This window comes from Victivallis vadensis (assembly GCF_003096415.1).
Taxonomy (GTDB): Bacteria; Verrucomicrobiota; Lentisphaeria; order Victivallales; family Victivallaceae; genus Victivallis; species Victivallis vadensis.
The window spans coordinates 1-19,281 of sequence record NZ_QEKH01000046.1 but is presented as its reverse complement, the minus strand read 5'-3'; the positions used below and the strand labels follow the sequence as shown (position 1 = coordinate 19,281).

17 protein-coding genes are annotated in these 19,281 nt (G+C 60.6%); 7 read left to right on the top strand and 10 right to left on the bottom strand.

Annotated features, from left to right (window positions below):
* Positions 1-18 precede the first annotated feature (18 nt).
* Both C8D82_RS18770 and C8D82_RS18765 read left to right on the top strand, forming a co-directional pair.
* Positions 19-1,515, top strand: a complete 1,497-nt coding sequence (locus tag C8D82_RS18770) for a glycoside hydrolase family 5 protein (protein ID WP_116885829.1) — start codon at positions 19-21, stop codon at positions 1,513-1,515.
* On the top strand, positions 1,512-3,956 hold the full coding sequence (locus C8D82_RS18765) for a CehA/McbA family metallohydrolase (protein ID WP_116885828.1): 2,445 nt from the start codon (positions 1,512-1,514) through the stop codon (positions 3,954-3,956). Before C8D82_RS18770 ends, C8D82_RS18765 begins: the two co-directional genes overlap by 4 nt.
* Before the next feature lie 22 nt (positions 3,957-3,978).
* Here the strand turns inward: C8D82_RS18765 and C8D82_RS18760 are convergent, their stop codons facing one another.
* The 7 genes from C8D82_RS18760 to C8D82_RS18735 form a co-directional block, all read right to left on the bottom strand.
* Positions 3,979-4,323, bottom strand: coding sequence for a DUF2149 domain-containing protein (locus tag C8D82_RS18760; RefSeq protein ID WP_116885827.1), 345 nt, complete (start codon positions 4,321-4,323; stop codon positions 3,979-3,981).
* On the bottom strand, positions 4,320-4,910 hold the full coding sequence (locus tag C8D82_RS18755) for a MotA/TolQ/ExbB proton channel family protein (protein ID WP_116885826.1): 591 nt from the start codon (positions 4,908-4,910) through the stop codon (positions 4,320-4,322). Before C8D82_RS18755 ends, C8D82_RS18760 begins: the two co-directional genes overlap by 4 nt.
* A complete protein-coding gene (locus C8D82_RS18750; RefSeq protein WP_116885825.1) occupies positions 4,885-5,595 on the bottom strand; it encodes a hypothetical protein in 711 nt (236 codons plus the stop codon). The genes C8D82_RS18755 and C8D82_RS18750 overlap by 26 nt, the downstream gene beginning before the upstream one ends.
* Before the next feature lie 88 nt (positions 5,596-5,683).
* A complete protein-coding gene (locus tag C8D82_RS22215; RefSeq protein ID WP_261798385.1) occupies positions 5,684-5,806 on the bottom strand; it encodes a hypothetical protein in 123 nt (40 codons plus the stop codon).
* 157 nt (positions 5,807-5,963) lie between these two features.
* Positions 5,964-6,743: a prepilin-type N-terminal cleavage/methylation domain-containing protein gene (locus tag C8D82_RS18745; protein WP_116885824.1), complete on the bottom strand. Its 780-nt coding sequence runs from the start codon at positions 6,741-6,743 to the stop codon at positions 5,964-5,966.
* A gap of 13 nt (positions 6,744-6,756) precedes the next feature.
* Entirely contained in the window at positions 6,757-9,213 is a 2,457-nt protein-coding gene (locus C8D82_RS18740) for a sugar-binding protein (RefSeq protein WP_116885823.1), read from the bottom strand.
* The gene (locus C8D82_RS18735; RefSeq protein WP_116885822.1) at positions 9,198-10,277 is read right to left on the bottom strand and encodes a substrate-binding domain-containing protein; all 1,080 of its coding nucleotides are present in this window, start codon (positions 10,275-10,277) and stop codon (positions 9,198-9,200) included. Before C8D82_RS18735 ends, C8D82_RS18740 begins: the two co-directional genes overlap by 16 nt.
* Before the next feature lie 189 nt (positions 10,278-10,466).
* Here C8D82_RS18735 and C8D82_RS18730 point away from each other — a divergent pair, with 189 nt between their 5' ends.
* Positions 10,467-11,657 carry a S1C family serine protease gene (locus C8D82_RS18730; protein ID WP_165833195.1) on the top strand — a complete coding sequence of 397 codons (1,191 nt, stop codon included), beginning with the start codon at positions 10,467-10,469 and terminating at the stop codon, positions 11,655-11,657.
* Positions 11,658-11,738: 81 nt separating this feature from the next.
* Complete coding sequence (locus C8D82_RS18725; protein WP_116885820.1) at positions 11,739-12,896, top strand: DUF2264 domain-containing protein; 1,158 nt, start codon at positions 11,739-11,741, stop codon at positions 12,894-12,896.
* A 3-nt stretch (positions 12,897-12,899) separates the two neighbouring features.
* Here C8D82_RS18725 and C8D82_RS18720 read toward each other — a convergent pair whose 3' ends face one another.
* Together C8D82_RS18720 and C8D82_RS18715 are read right to left on the bottom strand one after the other, a co-directional pair.
* The gene (locus tag C8D82_RS18720; RefSeq protein ID WP_116885819.1) at positions 12,900-14,258 is read right to left on the bottom strand and encodes a PFL family protein; all 1,359 of its coding nucleotides are present in this window, start codon (positions 14,256-14,258) and stop codon (positions 12,900-12,902) included.
* A gap of 2 nt (positions 14,259-14,260) precedes the next feature.
* Positions 14,261-14,530: an ACT domain-containing protein gene (locus tag C8D82_RS18715; protein ID WP_116885818.1), complete on the bottom strand. Its 270-nt coding sequence runs from the start codon at positions 14,528-14,530 to the stop codon at positions 14,261-14,263.
* 197 nt (positions 14,531-14,727) lie between these two features.
* Here C8D82_RS18715 and C8D82_RS18710 point away from each other — a divergent pair, with 197 nt between their 5' ends.
* Positions 14,728-16,404, top strand: coding sequence for a phosphoethanolamine transferase (locus C8D82_RS18710; protein ID WP_165833194.1), 1,677 nt, complete (start codon positions 14,728-14,730; stop codon positions 16,402-16,404).
* Positions 16,401-17,411, top strand: a complete 1,011-nt coding sequence (locus tag C8D82_RS18705; protein ID WP_116885816.1) for a metallophosphoesterase family protein — start codon at positions 16,401-16,403, stop codon at positions 17,409-17,411. Before C8D82_RS18710 ends, C8D82_RS18705 begins: the two co-directional genes overlap by 4 nt.
* On the opposite strand, the gene C8D82_RS18700 is transcribed toward C8D82_RS18705, so the two are convergent.
* A complete protein-coding gene (locus tag C8D82_RS18700) occupies positions 17,398-17,748 on the bottom strand; it encodes a helix-turn-helix domain-containing protein (RefSeq protein ID WP_133245291.1) in 351 nt (116 codons plus the stop codon). The two genes, C8D82_RS18705 and C8D82_RS18700, sit on opposite strands and share 14 nt — an antisense overlap.
* Positions 17,749-17,886: 138 nt before the next feature.
* Here C8D82_RS18700 and C8D82_RS18695 point away from each other — a divergent pair, with 138 nt between their 5' ends.
* Positions 17,887-19,191, top strand: a complete 1,305-nt coding sequence (locus C8D82_RS18695) for a phosphoethanolamine transferase family protein (RefSeq protein WP_116885814.1) — start codon at positions 17,887-17,889, stop codon at positions 19,189-19,191.
* Positions 19,192-19,281 lie beyond the last annotated feature (90 nt).

The following is a 19,281-nucleotide window of genomic DNA, read 5'->3' as shown; positions in this document are numbered from 1 at the left end:
CGGAAAGGATAAAAGACTATGAAAATCAAACTTGGAATTTTAGCCGCGCTTCTGGCCGGCAGCTTCGGAGCCGCCGGAGGACCGGCGGGCGACTGCGGCCTTGCGCAAGCCGAGTGGAAACTCGGAACCCACAGCCGTCTCGAAGAACGCGACGGCAAACGCCTGCTGGTCGTGGAAGTACCGGAAAAGGACCGGAACGGCAGTTATCTTTCGCGGGCGGAAATAGACCTCTCCCCATTTCGCGGATTGCCGACGACTTTCTCGATGCGCGTCCGAATCGACGGAATCGAAAAGGAGGCGGGCCGCAAGGGCATCAAATTCATGGTGACCTACCAGGCTCCCTCCGGCGCAGGCATCTGGCACGGCGGCTGGGGCATCTACGGCCCGGCCGACTGGCGGAGCGTCTCTTTCCTCTCCCCGATCGACGATTATACCGGCAAGGCCGAACTGGTGCTCGGCGTGGAGAAGAATTTCGGCAAGGTGGAGTTCGATCTGGATTCCTTCCGGGCGGAAAATCATTTTGACCTCGACCAATCCTCGGCCCGGGCGGTTTACACCGACCGGGTATTGAAGGAAAAACGGTTGCGCGGCGTGATGTCTCCGGGTGGAAACATGACCGAAGACGATTTCAGGACTCTGCGGGAATGGGGGGCCAATCTGGTCCGCTTCCAGATGCAGCGCCTTTATCAGGATTGCACCGATCTCGACGCCTACGGCCGCTGGCTGAAAGGCCGTCTGGATCATTTTGAAAAGCTGACGGAAATCGCGCCGCGCTACGGTATTCGGCTGATTCTCGACCTGCACTCCGCTCCGGGCGGACGCCGCAGCGACAGCGCCGAACTGCTGATGCTTCACAGCGAGGAATACGCGCAATACTTCGTCCGCATCTGGGAGGAGATCGCCCGGCGTTTCAAGGGAAATCCCGCAGTATTCGCTTATGATCTTGTCAACGAACCCTACCAGACCGGCGCGGCCCGGTTCGATTATCTGGAATTGCAGAAACGCGCCGCAGAGGCGATCCGCAGGATCGACCCGGAAGTGCCGATCATCGTTGAAGCGAACCAGCTCGCCGCGCCGGTCGCGTTCCGCTACTTCCGGCTGCTGGAACTGCCGAATATCGTCTATCAGGCGCATATGTATGTCCCGGAGTCGTTTACGCACCAGAATACCCCGGGGAGCCGTTATCCCGGCGTGATCAGCGGGATCGAGTGGAACAAAGAGCAGCTACGCCACACTCTGGAGCCGGTGCGCCGATTCCAGCAGCGGCACAGAGCGCGCATCTACATCGGAGAGTTTTCCGCCAAAACCTGGGCGCCGGGAGCGGAGCGGTATATCGCCGACTGCATCTCGCTGTTCGAGGAGTACGGCTGGGATTGGAGCTACCACGCGTTCCGCGAGGCGCGCAGCTGGAACGTCGAGCTGGAAGGCACGCAGGAAAAGACCGTTCCTTCCGCCGATAACCCGCGTAAAAAGGCCCTGCTGGAAGGACTTGGGAAAAATCTCGTGACCCCATGAATACGCAACCGCCTCTGGTGTCATTCGGCCTGATCGGCGACCCGCAATACGCGGACCGGCCGCCGATGGCCGGCCGCTGCTATCGCAACGCCCTCGCCCTGCTCGCCGGAACCGTTGAACGGCTGAACCGGGAGAAGCTCGATTTCGTCGCCGTCCCCGGCGATCTCGGCGACGGGCTTGGAACCGACGAGATCGCCCGGGTCATCCGGGTGCTGGACCGAAGCCGCGCCCCGGTGCGGTATGCGGCGGGCAACCATGATTTCGTGCTGCATACGGAGCAGGAGCTGGCCCGGCTTTTCAACGTCGAAACGCTGTTCTATAATTTCGCGGTCAACGGCGTGCGCTTCCATGTCCTGAACAGTCTGGAGGTGAGCCGCTTCTCCCCGCCCGGCAGCGAGCGCGCCCGGCTGGCGGCGCAATACCGCAGCCTTCACCCCGAACTGCTGCTGCGCGACTGGGACGGCATGCTTGCGGCTTCCTCCCGCCTCCGCCTGCGCCGGGAGCTGGAAATGAGCCGGGCAGCAGGTGAAATTTCCGTGATCCTGTGTCATGTGCCGGTCTATTCCGGCGCGAGCGGCGACAATGCGGTGGCATGGGATTCCGCCGAGCTTCTGGAACTGTTCGACGGTTTCGACCACCTGAAAGCCTGTTTCGCCGGCCACTATCATCCGGGCGGCTGCGCGATCCGCAACGGCGTACTTCACAAGACCGTCCGGGCGATCTGCAATGCGGCAATGCCGACCGCCGTGATTGCCCGGGTCTACCCGGACCGGCTCGAGCTTGAAGGCATCGGCGAAGAGAGTGGTGCGTGTCATCCTTATCACCTCGGCCCGGCCACCATCCGCGGAGAAGCTCCGGCGGGGGCGGTCGTGATGGCCGATTCCGGCGAACTCGCCGAAGCCGGACCGGACGGGCGGTTTGAGCTGACGGTCCCGGCCCCCGGCAGGTACGCCCTGAAAGCGGTCGCGTCAGGCATGGCCGATGCTTTTGTGCCGATGGTTCAGGCGCCGGCGGAGGGGGTGCGTATTGCAATGCCCGCCGCCCCGCGGCGGCGTCTGGTCCGGGGTGATGCGGGCGGTCCGGCAACGCTCCGGATCACCGAGGGCGGCCGCCCGGTGCGCTGGTTCGACCTGGCCGGAAACGGCTATGGCGGAGCGGCTGCCGCTCCCGGCGTCTGGAACGAATATTGCGACCGCTTCTGGACATCGGGCCGATACGCTTTTTCCGCAACCGGTCCCGTTGAGCAGGAAACGGGGCCGTATCACCCGGAACTGCGGCGACGCGGCTGGTTCAAGGGAGATTTCCACGCCCATTTGATCCACGGCGAAAACACCTATCGGGCCAACCTGCCGTTCGCCGCGTTTCTGGCGCGGGCGGAACATTACGACTGGCTCTATCTGGCCGCCGGTTTCGCCAATGACGGAGCGTTGGCCGACCATCACCGGCTGGCCCGCAGGCTCTCGACGCCGGATTTCCTGCTGCGCCTCAACACGGAATTCCCGAAAAACTGCCACGGACATATCGGCAACGCCGGAGTCGGCCCGGAGTTCCCCGCCTGTAATCCGGAAGCGGCGACCAATCTTGAACTGGCCCGGCGGATGATTCACGACCGGGGCGGAGTGGCGGTTCCTGTCCACCCGCTCTACGAGGACGGAATCCGGCGCGATAAGAACGGCCGCGCTTTCTCCTGGATGAGCGGCAAGGAGTTGCTGCTCTGGCTGCTCTGCGCTCCCGATATGACGCCATGCCTCGACCTTTTCTACAACGACGATACGCCCGGCGCGGCGGAATTCTGGTTCATGCTGCTGAACCGGGGCTACCGGATCGGCTGCACCGCCACGAGCGATGCGGCGTTCGACGTCGGCCGTCCTCCCGGACTCGGACGCGGCAGCACGTTCATACAGATGCCGGAACTTTCCGAAGCCGGAATCGTACAGGGCTTGCGCGAGCGGCGCACCATGGTCAGTTGGGACGGGGCGGCGCTGCTTTTCGGGATCGACGGACACGGACCGGGAACGATCCTGAAACCGACGGGAAAACACCGGTTGCAGGCGGAGATTTTCTACCGCCCTGATCGGCAGGTGGAACTGCGGATCATCCGCTGCGGCCGGCTATTCGAACGGCGGCTTCTGAAACTTCCGGCCGATGGCCGGGAGAGTGTGGAATTCGAGTTTGAGGAGCACGAGGACAGCTGGTATCTCGCGTTGCTTCAGGAAACGGCGGAACCGGGCCGGCTCCGTTCGGCGGCTTCTCCGGTCTATTTCCGCACCCCGCACTTCCGGGAACCGGAAATCCTGCCGCTGCCGGTCCCGTTTCCCCGGGAACTGCGTGATTGGATGAAATACCTGACGGTAAAGGAGTTGATCCGCCCGGAATCATTCGATGAACTGAAACGGCGCTTGCGGAAATTTCTTTCGGGCAGCACCGCTTCAAAACGTTGAAGCAGCCGCAATCCGGCGGGCTTTACTGCGCTTCCCCCTCGGGAACGTAGATCACTTCGCCGGATTCCAGCCGATAGGCGATTCCGACGCGCTGGCCCTTGCCGGAACCTCTGGTGTTCTTATCCGACTTATACCGGGTGACCTTGTTGTCCTTTTTGACGATGATCTCCATATCGGGCTTGCCGGCGTTTTTCACGAACGTCGCATCCTCGGCGGTCAGGAATTCGGTCATCCGGCTCTGGATCACGAAGGCGACCATCAGCGCAACCGCGAACACCATCGCCACATCGAAAAGATTCACCAGGCCGGACATCGGATCGTGTTCTTCGTCCGCCCCGAATGCTCTGAAACGACCCGGCTTTTTCATGCTTCGCCCCGCATTTTCAACTGCCGCTCCAGCACGTAGCGCAGGTTGGAGATCTCCTCGGCATACCAGTGGCGGCGCACCGAATAGACCAGCAGGCCCACGCCCGCCGCGAAACAGCCGACCACCGTGGTCGCAAACGCGATCTGCATATTATAGGCCATCGAACCGATATCGCCGGAAGCAAGCCCGCCCAGCGCCGGCCCCATCGGAATCAATGTCCCCATCAATCCGAGCATCGGCGCGACTTTCATCATGAATCTGGAGCGTTCCAGCTCGTGTTCATATTTCATCTCATACTCGGTGATTCTTTTTTCGCACTCCAGCTCATCCCAGTTCAGGCTCGCGAGTTCGGCGAGATGGCGGGCGAAGATGCCGGTGCCGAGCTTGCCCGGTTCGATCTCCTGCCCGGAACGGATCGCTTCCAGCAGCCTTTCGCGCTCTTTGCGCTGACGGAGCAGCACCAGACAGCTCGACGAGAAGCCGCCGAGCGATACCAGCGCCGCCGCCATCGCCGCCAGCAGCAGCACGATGACCGGCAGCAGCAGGCTGTTGGAGATCCAGTTAAGGATTTCGGTGATGGTGTTCATAAAATTTCCTTTCCTTATATTTTCCTATCACGGTAAAAATTGCCATCACGATTCCGACGATCAGCACCAGCACGCCGATCACCACAAAATCGAAAGGTACGACGGATGAGGGCGCATCCTGAGCCAGCCGCCCCGAAGCGGCGACCGGCAGGAAGATCGCCAGCAGCAGCAGAATCCATTCAAAATTCATCACCGCCCGCACCCGGTCGAAGCGATCGCGGAAGATCAGACGCAACAGTTCGCCGCCGCCTCCGCCGACCACCACCACCCCGATCGCCAGCAGGATCGCCAGCGTGCGGAATTCCACGAAAACGAAATGGTTGAACAGCAGCACCTCCGCATACAGAATCCCCACCGGCAGCAGCACGGAGGGCAGCAGCGCCGCAAACTTCCATCTTTTCAGTTTCTCGCCGAGCACATACTCCTTGAGCAGCGCCGAACCGATCAGCAGCACCAGCAGTTCCTGAATCACCACCAATGCGCACCATGATTCGAGGTTTTCCGCGCTGGAAAGAAAGCGGTTCAGTTCCGCCAGACTTGCCGAACCGATCCTCTGTCTGAAAAACAGCGGCAGCGGCGCCGCCAGCAGAAAGACCAGCCAGTTCCAGAACCGCGGCACCAGCGACAGGCGCAACATACTTTCAATCAGCGCCGCCGCCAGAATCACAATAATAAAAAGCGTCATACCTCACCGCCCCGAAACGGCAATGCCATATTAGACCAAACTAACTCGTTGTGTTTCAAAAATTTAATCATAACAACCTCTGCATTGATCAATGATTCATGTCGCCTGCCGTCACCGGCGGCAAAGAAGCGGAACGATCCGAAGCGTAAAAAGCGGCAAGCCCCAACACCAACGCCGTCAGCAGACCGACCGCCAGAAAACAGAACTTCATTTCAGCAGAACACCTTGCAATAACTTAGAATCAACTAATTCAACGTTCAAAAAAAATCGCGCTCTTTGCAGAACACGCGATTTAATATAACAGCGGAAGGCGAAAATACAAGGGGTGCAATTAGCGTTTTCTAATTATTTTATCTTCGCCCTGTCGCTCAGAAAGTATTGCGGTCGGTGTAGTAAAGTTTCTTTTCCTGCCGGACCCAGCCGATATTCTTATTCTGCACGCGCCCGTCCGCAAATGCGAAATTCGCGGTCGTGTGGCCGGAGTGGCGGAAATGCGCCGCCTTCACCGAGCCGTCCCCGGAAACAGTGCCGTTCCCGGTCGCGACCATGTAAATCTGCGGATTGCCGCCGCCGTTGCGGATGCTGTCCATGATGAAGGCGCGGCTGCTCTCCAGCCGTCCCAGCCGCAGGTAGTGGTCGTCCGCGGAACCTTTCTCGTGAACCCCGTAATAGGTATCCTTCCCCAGCAGCGACCAGTCGACCGCGTCATGATTGGGACGGGCGCAGCCGCCGGTCCAATAGCCATAGGTTTCATCCTGATTCTTATAGGAGAACGGCGCAAAAGCAGGACACACGAAAACGCCCGGCCTGCCCGCTTCCCCCACCGGCAAATAACCCAGCTGTCCCAGCCGTTTCGTCCAAGTGGCCCCCACGCTCTGGAAAGTCGCCGCCGGGAGCATATCCTTGTAGTCTCCCGCGTACATCAGCGCCCCGGTCACGCACTGTTTCAAATTGGAGATGCATTTCGCCTGTTTTGCCTTGTCCCGCGCCTGATTCAGCACCGGCAGCAGCATCGCCGCCAGAATCGCTATAATCGCTATTACGATGAGCAACTCAATCAAGGTAAATTTTATGGCTTGCGACCTGCGGAGGCCGGGAGCGGTGGACAGACAGCGGCTATAATCGATAAGATTGCAGTTTCGGTTCATGGCGATATCCTTCCTATTGTAACACGATCTGGTTGAATTCTTCCGGGTTCTTGTTCACGCCGAGGCCGTCGCCCCAGTGCAGGAAGCCTTTGCGGCCGGCGCCGTCGTTGTCGTTGACCACCAGCGACAGCCGCAGCCGGTCACCGGCCCTGAACTCCTTCACGCCGAGTTCGGCGGCAGGCAGGGTAATCCGGTAAAGCGTGCGCGTGCCGGAGCGGATCACTTCCGCCGGAATCTTCGACGGACGGCTGCCGCGTGTCGCGGCCGCTCCCTTCGGAGTCAATGCGACGGTGAATTCAAAGAATTTCGCCCGCTCCGCCAAAGTTTTCGGCATTCCCGGCTGGATGCCGATCTGCACTGAATCGCCTTTCCACAGGTCGGGTGCGGCGAAATCGGCATGGTGCCGGTCGTCCTCGACCTCCAATTCCAGCTTCAACGCTTCGGGAGCATAGGAAAGCCGGAACCCGGCATCGAGGTCGGCGCGGTTGTTCCACGGCTGGTCTTTGATGCGGATGGTCCAGTTTTCCAGCCCGCCGAACGGGATCAGCCGCGAAGTTTTGCGGCCCGCCGCCAGGCTCCGCACCGCCCCGAGCGGGCGGAACGACAGCGAAGCCCTCTCCCGGAACGCCTCGTTTTCAAACTTCAGTTCGAAATCCAGATCATACACGCCCCCTGCCCTCTCCTGTTCGCGGGAGAGTTCGACCTTGAAAGGGAGCCGCACTTTGCCGAGCGCCGGAACCGTGATCTTCCGCTCCGTCTCCTGTCCCGTCAATTTCAGCGGCGTGGAGACCGTCAGCGTTACCGGCTGCGGCACACCGGAGAGGTTGTATAAATCCAGCGCGACCGGCACCGGAGTCTCCGCCGCAATCGCATAATTCCGCATCGACGAATAGCGGCCGATCGCGGCGAAATCAGGATGCGGGAACAAGACCACCGGAGATGCCGGACTCCGCTCCGGCGCGGGAAGTTCCGCCAATTTCAGCAGCTGCATTTCCGCCGTATCGACATTCAGCAGCGTTTCCGGCAGTGGCGCGCTTTCCAGATACACGACCCGATCGGCCAGTTCAACCGAACCGCCGGCGGCAACCGGTAAAGCGCGCCCATCCGTCCCTTCCGCTTTCCGAACCGCGAAACCGGGGGAAAAAACGCCGCCGGGCTGCTTGACTTCCAATACCGTCACGTCGCCGTCTTTCCCGCCGAACACCCGCGCCGATGCAATCCGTGAATCACCGGTCCGCAATTCACCGCGATACCGGCGATGGCTCAGGCGGCGCACGCTCTGCACCAGAGCCGCGAACGGCGCACGCGCCGTCCGGTTCGGAGCCAGAAAGCCGAAGGTCTTATTTCCCTCCTTGAGATCGAACAATGCAAAGAAGTAAATCCGTTCCAGCCCGACCGAACGCCCGACGGCGGCCTGCATCGCAATTTCGGCGGCAATCCGGGCCGCCTCCTCCGGGGTGCGGTAATTATCCCATGCGACCCGGCTGATCTCAGTCAGCCACAGCGGCATACCGGTCTTTCCGGCGGCCTCCAGCCAGTTGCGGTAGGATTCGACCAGTTTGACCAGCTCCCGCGGTTCGCCGTAGGAGTGAAAGCTCACGAAGTCGGCATTGTCGAGCATCCCGTTGCGGACGGCGGTACGGTGATACTCCCCGGCGGGATCGACCGAAGTGAACCCGGCCGCGCCAAGTTTCACCTCCGGCGCGGAGTGCAACAACCCATAGCGCATCGCTTTTGCTCCGGGCATCAACTGGTCGGCAGGGAGGTTCGCTCCGAAGCCGCCCTCCGGCTCATTCCAGATTTCAACGGCTTTCCAGTACGGGCGCCAGTTTGCCCCCAGCGTGGCCCAGAATGCGGCGGCGGCGTGAAGTTCCTCCGGGAAACGGGGCAGGTTCGGCCGCGCCCACTCCGGCGAACCGTGATGGACGTCCAGCAACTCCACGCCGGTGCGCGGATACAGCCGACGCATCTCATCATAGGGATTGCGGAAGCTGTAGACGCGGCGGTCACGCTGGATCGCATTCCATTCAAACCGGTCGCGCGCCGACGCAATTCCGTACCGCTTCAGCAGTTTCAGCGCCGCATAGCAGTCATGGATGGATGCCTTGCTCCACGACAGGAAACCGTCGATTCCGAAGAAGCGGTCCGGTTCCCCGCCGGACGGTTCCTGAATCAGCAATCCGAACTCCCCCTCCCCGGTTTCCAGCCGGTAGAACCCGGCGGGAAGCCCCTGTTTCAGCTCCAGCACGTACTCTTTGCCGGAAGGAACAAGCACATACTCCCCTGCCCTTTCCCCGGTAAAATCAGTCAGCACGGCGCTGACCGGGGAATGCTTCGCCGCCCCTTTGAATTTCAGCCGGAGCGGCTGCCCCGGAGCGGCGAAAAAACTGCTGGAATCTACCGGCAGCAACTCCGCATATACTCCGGCGGCCATGCCGCAACATACCAGAACCGTCAACAAAATACGCATGATTCCATCCTTTCTTTACAGACCGGTCCGGTGGATTCCCCCTGCCAGACTTCCATTTTTTCCCAAGAGTAGAGCAGCCGTTCCGGCGTGCTCCGGTCGAGAATGGTTTCGATCAGCTCGCGGCACTGCCGGTCCGCATCCTTCACGGTGGTCACCGTGATCGACGGAATCGACAGCCGGGCGCTCTCCAGCCCGCCATAGGCACAGACCGAAATCTCCCGCCCCGGCGTCATGCCGCAGTCGTGAACCGCCCGCAGCGTGCCGATCGCCGCCTCGATGGTCGGGGTGATGATACCGGTTCCGCCGAACTCCCCCTGCCCGATCAGGCGGCGCACCACCTCGTAGGCTTTGAGGTCGGCGCGTTCAAAACTTTTCACCGGGAAGTCGAACACCTGCGGCTCCAGTTCCAACTCCTCCATCCGCTCCCGGAATACTGCGATCCGGGCGTCGATGATCTCATTCCGCGGCTGCGTGTTCACCAGCGCGATCCGCCGGTGCCCGAAGCAATGCAGATGCTCCACCAGCAGCGCCATATTTTCCGGCGAACTCGCATCGAGGCAGGTGAATCCGGCTTCGGTCAGATCGTGGTGAAACAGCACCAGCTTCTCACGAAGCGGCGTCAGGCGCTGCAGCATCAATCCGGTCACCACCGGCAGCGCCAGGAAAATCCGGGAAAACGCGCCGGTCAGCGCCTCCGCGATCACGCTGTCGTCCTCATGGTCGAAATAGACCGTCTTGACGATGCCGCCGCGCGCCTCGACCGCTTCCGCGACCGCCCGCCGCCACTTGTCCAGCGACGGGATCGGCCAGTTCGGCAGGACCATCGCCACCTTGCACTGCTCCGCCGAAACCGCAAATGCCGGATTTACATTCAACCGGCCGTTTTCCCCCCGCATCAACGCGCCGTCCGCCACCAGCTGCTGCACCGTGCGCCGCGCCGTCATATAGCTGACGGCGTAGGCTTCAGCCAGCTTCCGTTCCGACGGCACTTTGTCCATCAGGTAGTCGCCGTTGCGGATCTGCCGTTTGACGGCCTCCGCGATCTCCAGATATTTCGCTTCCATACCATTCCTGTATCAAAAATGATCTATATCAAAATTGCTATATATAATTATGGCAAACTTTCCCTGTTTTGTCAAGGGGCTGATCTGAAAAAAAGAAAGTTTTTTGTCTTTTCAGCGGCGGATTCCTTGATTTTTCAATGGAAACTGTTATCTTTACTAAACTACTAAGAATTTATGGAGCAAACAATCATGAACAAAGGAAAACTCTTTTTCTTCCTGATTGCGGCCTCCTTTCTCGGAGCTGCAATCGCACTGGCGCTGGTCCGGCTGGTTCCGGCCCCGTCCGCCGTTTCCGCCCCGACGGTCTGCGCCGTCCCCGCCGAGCCGGAACCGTCGCTGGTCGCCGTCCCCGGCAACGCCGCAAGTTTGCAGGCGGAGTTCACCCGCGCGATCGAGAAAACCATGCCTGCGGTGGTGCTGATCACCGCCCAGAAGCGGATCGGGGTGGTCAGCCCCTACTTCGACCTCTACAGCGCAAGACGCCGGATCGATTATATGGATGTCCCCTCCGGGCAGGGTTCCGGCTTCTTCATCCGCAAGGACGGGCTGATCCTGACCAACTATCACGTGGTCCGCGACCAGGACTCTTTCTGGATCACCGCCCACGACGGCGAGGAGTATCCGGCGCAGGTGGTCGGCGCGGACCCGCCGACCGATCTGGCGCTGCTGAAGATCGGCGACTCGAAGGGGCGGGAGTTTCCGGTGCTGCCGTTCGCCGATCCCGAAAGCGTGCAGCTCGGCCACTGGGCGATCGCGATCGGCGCGCCTTTCAGCCTGAGCCGCACCGTGACCGTCGGAATCGTCTCGAACAAGAAGCGCAGCGGCGTCGGCGTGAACCTGCACGAGAACTACGTGCAGACCGACGCGTCGATCAACCCCGGCAATTCGGGCGGGCCGCTGCTGAACCTGAAAGGGGAAGTGATCGGCGTGAACGACTTCATCCTGTCGCCCTCCGGCGGAAACATCGGGCTCAGCTTCGCGATCTCCTCCGGCATCGCCCGGCAGGTCGCCGCGGAGCTTTCCGAAAAGGGCCATGTGGAGCGGCCGTGGCTCGGCGTGATCCTCGCCCCGCTCGACCGCGACAGCAAACAGCAGTTCGGCTCCGAACACGGCGTGCTGGTCGCCCGGCTCTACCGGAACTCCCCGGCGGCTTCGGCGCTGCGTCCCGGCGACGTGATCCTGAAAGCCGCCGGAAAACCGGTCGCCTCCCCCTACGACCTGCAGAGCATCGTCTTCGGCACCCAGCCGGATTCGGAGCTGGAGCTGGAAGTGCAGCGTTCCGGCCTGACCTTCCCGGTGCGGGTCACGCTGAAAAAGTCGCCGCGCAACTGGTTCAACCGCCAGCCCCGCAACGACACGCTGCCGGTCCACCTGATTTGACGGAAATATTCCTTCCCGGCGCTTGCAAGCCGCCGATCCCGCGCTATGGTAAACCGCAGCAACCCGGGAAGGATAAAACCGATGACAACTGATCCGCGTGAATACTGGCTCCGGCAACTGCGGCGGCTCGCAGACCCCGTTCTCGACGCCCTCTGCCGGAGGGAACTCAGACAATCGATGCCGCTGGAGTCGTCCGTCGACCGCTCCGACTGCTCCCACATGGAGGCATTCGGGCGGCTGCTCTGCGGCCTCGCCCCGTGGCTTGAACTCGAATCCGGCGACACGGCAGAAGGAGCTCTGCGCCGCCGGTATGCGCAAGTTGCGCTGGAGGCAATTGCGGCGGCGGTCGATCCGGCTTCGCCCGACTACCTGTGGGCGCCGCCCGGAGAACTTCAGCCGCCGGATCAGCTGCTGGTGGATACCGCGTTTTTCGCCCACGCGCTGCTCCGCGCCCCCCGGAAACTCATCGGCGGCATGGCTCCCGGAGTGCGCCGGATGACCGCCGAACTGCTGCTCCGCTCGCGGGTCATCACGCCGGGGGCGAACAACTGGCTGCTCTTTTCCGCGATGGTCGAAGCCGCGCTGCTGAAAATGGAGTTTCCCGCCGATCTGACCCGGATCGCGTATGCGCTGCGCCAGCACGACCAGTGGTTCAAGGGGGACGGCATCTACGGCGACGGCCGCAACTTCGCTTTCGACTACTACAACAGCTATGTGATCCAGCCGATGCTGCTGGACATCACCGCCGCCGTGGCGGGCCGGTCGGAGGAGTGGGAGGCGCTTCACCGCAAGGTACTGCGCCGCATCCGCCGCTATGCGGTGATTCAGGAGCGGCTGATCGCGCCGGACGGCTCCTTCCCTGCCGTCGGGCGTTCCCTCGCCTACCGCTGCGGGGCTTTTCAGGCGCTCGGCGCGGTCGCGCTGCGCCGGGAGCTGCCGGAAGAACTGCATCCGGCAGCCGTCCGCGAGGCGCTCACGGCGGTCATCGTCCGCACGCTGGACGCGCCGGGCACGTGGGATGAAAACGGCTGGCTCCGGATCGGCCTCTGCGGCCACCAGCCCGGCATCGGCGAAGGCTATATTTCAACCGGCAGCCTCTATCTGGCCTCGACCGCGTTCCTGCCGCTCGGACTCCCGGCGGAGGATGAATTCTGGAGCGCCCCGGCGGAACCGTGGAGCTCCGTGAAAATCTGGTCCGGCATCGACATCCCCGCCGATCACGCGGTGCAGGACCTCTGACCGTCAGTTTTTCAGGCTGTGGATCGGGGCCGGAATCCGGCCGCCGCGCCCGATGAACTCCGCCGGAGAGTGCGTGTTCACCGCGATCACCGGCGCTTCGCCGAGCAGCCCGCCGAAGGAGACCGTGTCGCCGACCTTGCAGCCGGCGGCCGGGATCAGCCGCACGGCGGTGGTCTTGGTGTTCACCACGCCGATCGCGATTTCATCCGCGATGATCCCGGAGATCACCTCCGCCGGAGTGTCGCCCGGAATCGCGATCATGTCAAGCCCGACCGAACAGACCGCCGTCATCGCTTCGAGCTTTTCGAGGCTCAGCGCCCCGCACCGGACCGCCTCGATCATCCCGGCATCCTCCGACACCGGAATGAATGCGCCCGAAAGCCCGCCCACGTGCGATGACGCCATCACGCCGCCCTTCTTGACCGCGTCGTTCAGCATCGCCAGCGCGGCGGTGGTGCCGTGGCAGCCGCACTTTTCCAGTCCCATCGATTCCAGGATGTAGGCGACCGAATCCCCGACCGCCGGTGTCGGCGCGAGCGACAGGTCGACGATGCCGAAAGGCACGCCGAGCCGCTCCGACGCCTCCCGCGCGACCAGCTGGCCGACGCGGGTGATCTTGAAGGCGGTGCGCTTGATCGTCTCCGCCACCTCGGTCAGGTCGCACGCTCCCTTGCGGCGGATCGCGGAGGCGACCACGCCGGGGCCGGAAACGCCGACGTTGATCACGGTCTCCGGTTCTCCGATACCGTGGAACGCCCCGGCCATGAACGGGTTGTCCTCCGGAACGTTCGCGAAAATCACCAGCTTCGCACAGCCGATGGACTGCCGGTCCCGGGTCAGCTCCGCGGTTTCGCGCACCACGCGCCCCATCTCGGCGACCGCGTCCATATTGATCCCGGCCTTGGTGCTGGCGACGTTGACCGAGGAGCAGACCCGCTCGGTTTCGGCGAGCGCCTGCGGAATCGAGCTGATCAGGGTGCGGCTCCCGTTGGTGAACCCCTTCTGGACCAGCGCGCTGTAACCGCCGATGAAGTTGATCCCGAGTTCGTGCGCGGCCCGGTCGAGCGTTCGGGCCAGCTTCACCGCGCCGTCCACATCCAGCCCGCCCGCCATCAGCGCGACCGGAGTGACGGAAACGCGCTTGTTGATGATCGGCACACCGTACTTCTTCTCAATCTCCTCGCCGGTTTTGACAAGGTCGCGGGCGCGGCTCATGATCCGGTCGTAGATGCGCGTGCGAAGCCGTTCCGCATCGTCGCACTGGCAGTCGTAAAGGGAGATTCCCATCGTGATCGTGCGGATGTCGAGCCGCTCCTCGCGGATCATGCTGATGGTTTCGATGATGTCTTTCGAGTCGAACATGGTCAGATCCTGTGCATGGAGTTGAAAATATCCTCGTGCATCACGTGGATGTCCAGTCCGTCGTTTCTGCCGAGCGCGGCCATGCGGTCGACGAAGCCGTCGAACGGAATCGTCAGATTCCGGATGTCGACGATCATGATCATGGTGAAGTACTGGTTCAGCACGGTCTGGGAGATGTCGAGAATGTTCGCGCCGCACTCCGCGCACCCGGCGCTGACTTTGGCGATAATACCGACGGAATCCCGTCCGATGACGGAGACGACTGCTTTCATGGTGAACTTCCTTTCCGATGAATTTTTTTGCGGATTAACATAACCCCGACAACCCGGATAATCAACCCGCCAGTGCCGATTATCCGGCAATTGTCCCGGATTTTCCGGCTGGCGGGGCCTTTTCCGCCCGCCTCCTTTATTTCCGGCGGAATCCGGTGTATATTAATATGATTTCGTGCAAAAACAAAGGAACAGGGATGGTCAGGAGCAAAATCCGGCGCGCCGCGCGCAGATGCGGCGGCATTCACAACTATTTCGATTTCATTCTGGTCGCCGGAATCCTGCTGATTCTCGGCACTTTTGAAGCCGGTCTGCTGCGCGACAGCCTCAGCGTTGAAACCGTGCAGCGGCCGGGACTGCGCAACTGCTGCTTTTTGCTGGCGCTCTGCGCGCCGCTGCTCCTTCTGCCGCCCCGCTGGAACCGGGCCTATACCTGGATTTTCCTGCCGGCCGCCGCCGGGAGTGTGCTGCTCCAGATTTTTCTGGAGGTCTATTACGGACTGGCGGTGGGAGAAAGCCTGGTCACGATCCTGATGGTCTCCTCGCCGGGCGAAAGCCTCGAATACTTCGGAGAGCTGTTGTTCAGCTGGAAAGGAGTGGAGATCATCGGCGCGGCGGCCGCCTTGCTGCTGCTCTGCCGCCTCTCCTGTGCACTGAAATTTTCTCCGGGCCGCCGCGAAAAAATCGCGGGAGTCCTGCTGCTGCTGCCGTTCCTCGCCCTGTCGGCGGCATTCTGTTTTGAAAACCGTCCCCGCGAAATCCTGAACTGCGCCACTTTGACGCGCCTCGGCGTCGCGCTCGGCGGTTACCGCCATACGCTCGACTCGTTCGCGCAGGCCGCCGCCGAGCCGGAGATTCCGCCGGAACTGCGCCGCAGCGCCCCCGGTGACCTGCTCGGCGTGATCGTGATCGGAGAATCCGCCACCCGTTCCCACCACTCCCTCTACGGCTATCGCCGCCGGACCAATCCCCGGCTGGAAGCGTGGAAAAATGAATTGATCCTGTTCGACGACGTGATCTCCCCGACCGTCCACACCGCCAGTTCGCTGGTCAATGTCTTTTCCTTCGCGACGCTGCAGGAGCGGAATTCGCCGCGCTGCTCCTTTACCGCGATGGCGCGGCGCGCCGGTTTGCGCACGGTGCTGGTCTCCAACCAGCTCCGCTGGGGCGAGTTCGACACGCCGATCACGCTGATGTTCAAGGATGTTGACGATGCGTACTACCTGAAAGAGCAGGTCGCCGACTCCCGCGACGACCAGCTGCTGCCGGAGGTCGAAAGAAAATTGGGCGAGGCAGGCGGCATTCCCACCCTCCTCTTTATCCACCTGCTCGGCAGCCACATGCCGTTCCGCCACCGTTATCCGGCGGAGGCGGCGCTCTTCCCGGCTCCCGGCGAAACAGCCGATCCCCACATTCCGGCAACCGTCCGGCAGCTGACTGCCGAATACGACAATTCAATCGCTTTCACCGACCGGCTGCTCGACGCGCTGCTGTCCCGGCTCAAGACGCTGAAGCGTCCGGCGTTCCTGCTCTATTTCTCGGATCACGGCGAAGCATTTTATCCGGGAATGTCCGACTGGGTCGCCCGTGATCCTGACGTCAACGCGAGCTATGAGATCCCATTTTTGTTGTGGTTCTCCCCTGAATACCGCAAGGCGCGTCCCGAAGCCGCCGCCGGAGCACAGGCGAACCGCCATCAGCCGCACCAGACCGACCGGCTGATTTACACGCTGCTGGAACTCGCCGGAATCACCTACCGGGATTTCCCGCAGGAAGAAAGCCTGCTGAATCCCGGTTACCGGCCGCACCCGCGCTTTATCCATGAAGGAAAGACTCCCTACTGCAAGAAGCCTCAAGCCACGGAGCTGCCATGAAAACCATCCTGCTCAAATCATTGTTTGCCTTTCTTGTTCTGATCCTGATCGCCAGCCTCGCCCTCTGCGCAATCTGCTATGAGACCATGCGGCGGTATGACGGACGCCGTACCGCCGGGCTGCTGCCTCCGGCAGGGGAATTCCTGTACCCGGAGAAGCGCGGCGTCACCTTCGCGGTATTCGGCGACTTCCGCATGCAGCTGGACCCGTTCCGGGAACTGATGGCCAAAATCCGCGCCGCCAGGCCGGATTTCATGCTGAATGTCGGCGACATGTCCGCGGTGCTCTCCACCCAGCACTTCAACTGGATGGCTGAACACATGAAGCGGGAGGCCGGCGGCATTCCGGTCTACGCCACTCCCGGCAATCACGACCGCAAAAAGGAAAGTCCTTACGATAACGGCCGCCACTTCTACCGGGAAGTCTTCGGTCCGTCGCGCTACTGGTTCGGCTACGGCAATATCCTGTTCGTATCGCTCGACACCGCCGACCGGGAACTGCCGGAAGCACAGATTGAGTGGCTGGATTCGCTGTTGGGGCAATTGCGCAGCCGCTTCGATCATCTGGTGATTTTCACTCACGTGCCGCCGATCGATCCGCGCCCGGTCAAAGAGAAGCGCGGCCTGCCCGCGGTTCAGGCGGCCCGACTGGAAGCCGTTTTGAAAAAGCACCGCGTCAGCGCCTTTTTCGCCGGGCACCAGCATCAGGAAAATATCTGGAATTTCGCCGGGGCGCCGCTGGCGGTCACGCCGCCCTCCGGCCAGGAGGGACGCGGCGACGAACAGGATTTCGGCTACCTGATCTGCGAGGTCACGCCGGAGGGCGCATTCAAAATCCGCCGGGAATACCTCGACGCTTCCGCCGGAACCGATGCGCTGGATTTCTTTTTCTCCAGCAAGATCAACCAGAGCCGCTGGGTCTTCTGGAGCGGCATATTCGGGATCATCGCCGTCAGCCTCGCCGCGGCGGGAACGATCCTGTGGTTGACCCGCCTCAAACGCGGTTGATAATTCCGATCACCCGGAGCTTCGCGGCGTCGTCAAGCTCCGCATCGCCGATCACCAGTTCAATCAGCTGCTTGCGCGAAACGGCGTCGCCCCGGTTTTCCGGGTCGGCGCCGCTTTCCAGTCGGTTGATATACTCCGCCGGCAGAAATTTTCTCAGAAACGGGTATAACTTCCGCCACGACTCATCGTTCATGGCCCGCGTCTTGCCGCTCACGTAATTGCTGATCTGCTTTTGAGTAATCCCGCAAAGCCGGGCCACCTCGCTCTGCCCACCGGCCTTTGAATTCACCAGTTCCAGAACTGCTTTCAGCAGAACCGGGTCAATCACTTTTCCCATTTTCATATCACTCCTCTTCTTTTTCTCTAACTTAGACGCTGAGCAGAAAAAAAGTATTGAAAACGGCATAATAATACTTGAACCAGTAATTATTAATGATATATTACTAGAAAAAGTATAACAAAGAGATTTTCCCTTATGTTCAAGACATTTCTGCGTCATCTGCCTCGTCCTTTCTGGAAGTTTCACAAATATTATGACAGTTGCCTTCTTGCCGGAAGCCTGCTGGTGTTGGCAGTTGCGGAAACACAAAGCGACTATTTTGCAATAATCCCATTCTGGCCGTTGCGTTCTATCGCTTTCACTTTGGCCGTCATTGCTCCGCTGCTGCTGCTGTCCCGTCGTTGGAACCGTCTGTACACCATAACCATAATACCGCTTGCAATGCTGAGCATTTTTCTCAATTGCTGGCTCTGTCATTACTATGGAAGGCCGGTGGATGAAACACTGATCGCAATTCTGGCAGTTTCCTCATTCGGCGAGAGCAGGGAATTCACGGTCGAAGTCCTGAAATCCCCGCACGGATGGCTTGCGGTAGCCGCAATCTGCTCCACTGTACTGCTCTGCTTTCTGTCATGGCACTTGAAATTCCGCGTCACTCCGGGGATGCGCAGGACAGGGTATCTGCTTTTTCTCCCTTTCCTGCTGCTCACATTGTATTTTCTGACCAGCCGCCAACCAGGACAGATCCTCAACTGCGCAACTCTGACCCGTATTCCGGTCGCAATACATCAATACCAGCAACTTCTGGAAGGTTTCGTCAAGGCGGCACTGACTCCGGAGCTTCCGCCGGAACTGCACCGTACCTCACCGGACAATCTGCTCGGTGTAATCGTGATCGGCGAATCCGCAACCCGGAGCCATCATTCCCTTTACGGTTATCGGCGCAATACCAATCCGGAACTGGAGAAACAAGCCGACGAACTCATTCTGTTCGATGATATAATCTCCTCAACGGTCCAGACTTCCAGTTCCCTTGCCAATATTTTCTCTTTTGCAACCCTGCAAAAGCAGACTGCTCGTTGCAGTCTTGAAACCCTTGCCCGGTATACTGGCTTCAAAACGGTACTGCTCTCCAACCAATTGCGTTGGGGAGAATTCGACACGCCCCTCACACTTCTCTTCAAACATGTTACTCGTACCGTTTACCTGCAAACGATTACATCGCATGTGTCGGATGGTAATCTTCTTCACTTCATTACACCGGAACTGACAGGTGCTCCGACTGCCGCTCCAACTTTGCTGTTTATTCACCTGATCGGCAGTCATCTGCCGTTTGCTTCCCGCTCCCCCTTTGAATACAAACGATTTCCATCTCCAGTAGAAAAGGACTCAAACGGAATCACTCCACACGTTCAGGAAATAATCGACGAATATGATAACTCCATCCTGTATACAGATCATATTTTAAACAGGATTCTGGAACTTCTGAAAATTCGATAATGTCCCAAATTTTGTGATGGGATGTGTTGTTTGACAAGGTTGCATCTGCCTTTTATTTTGAGTAACTCAAAATCTCAACATAAAGGGAAT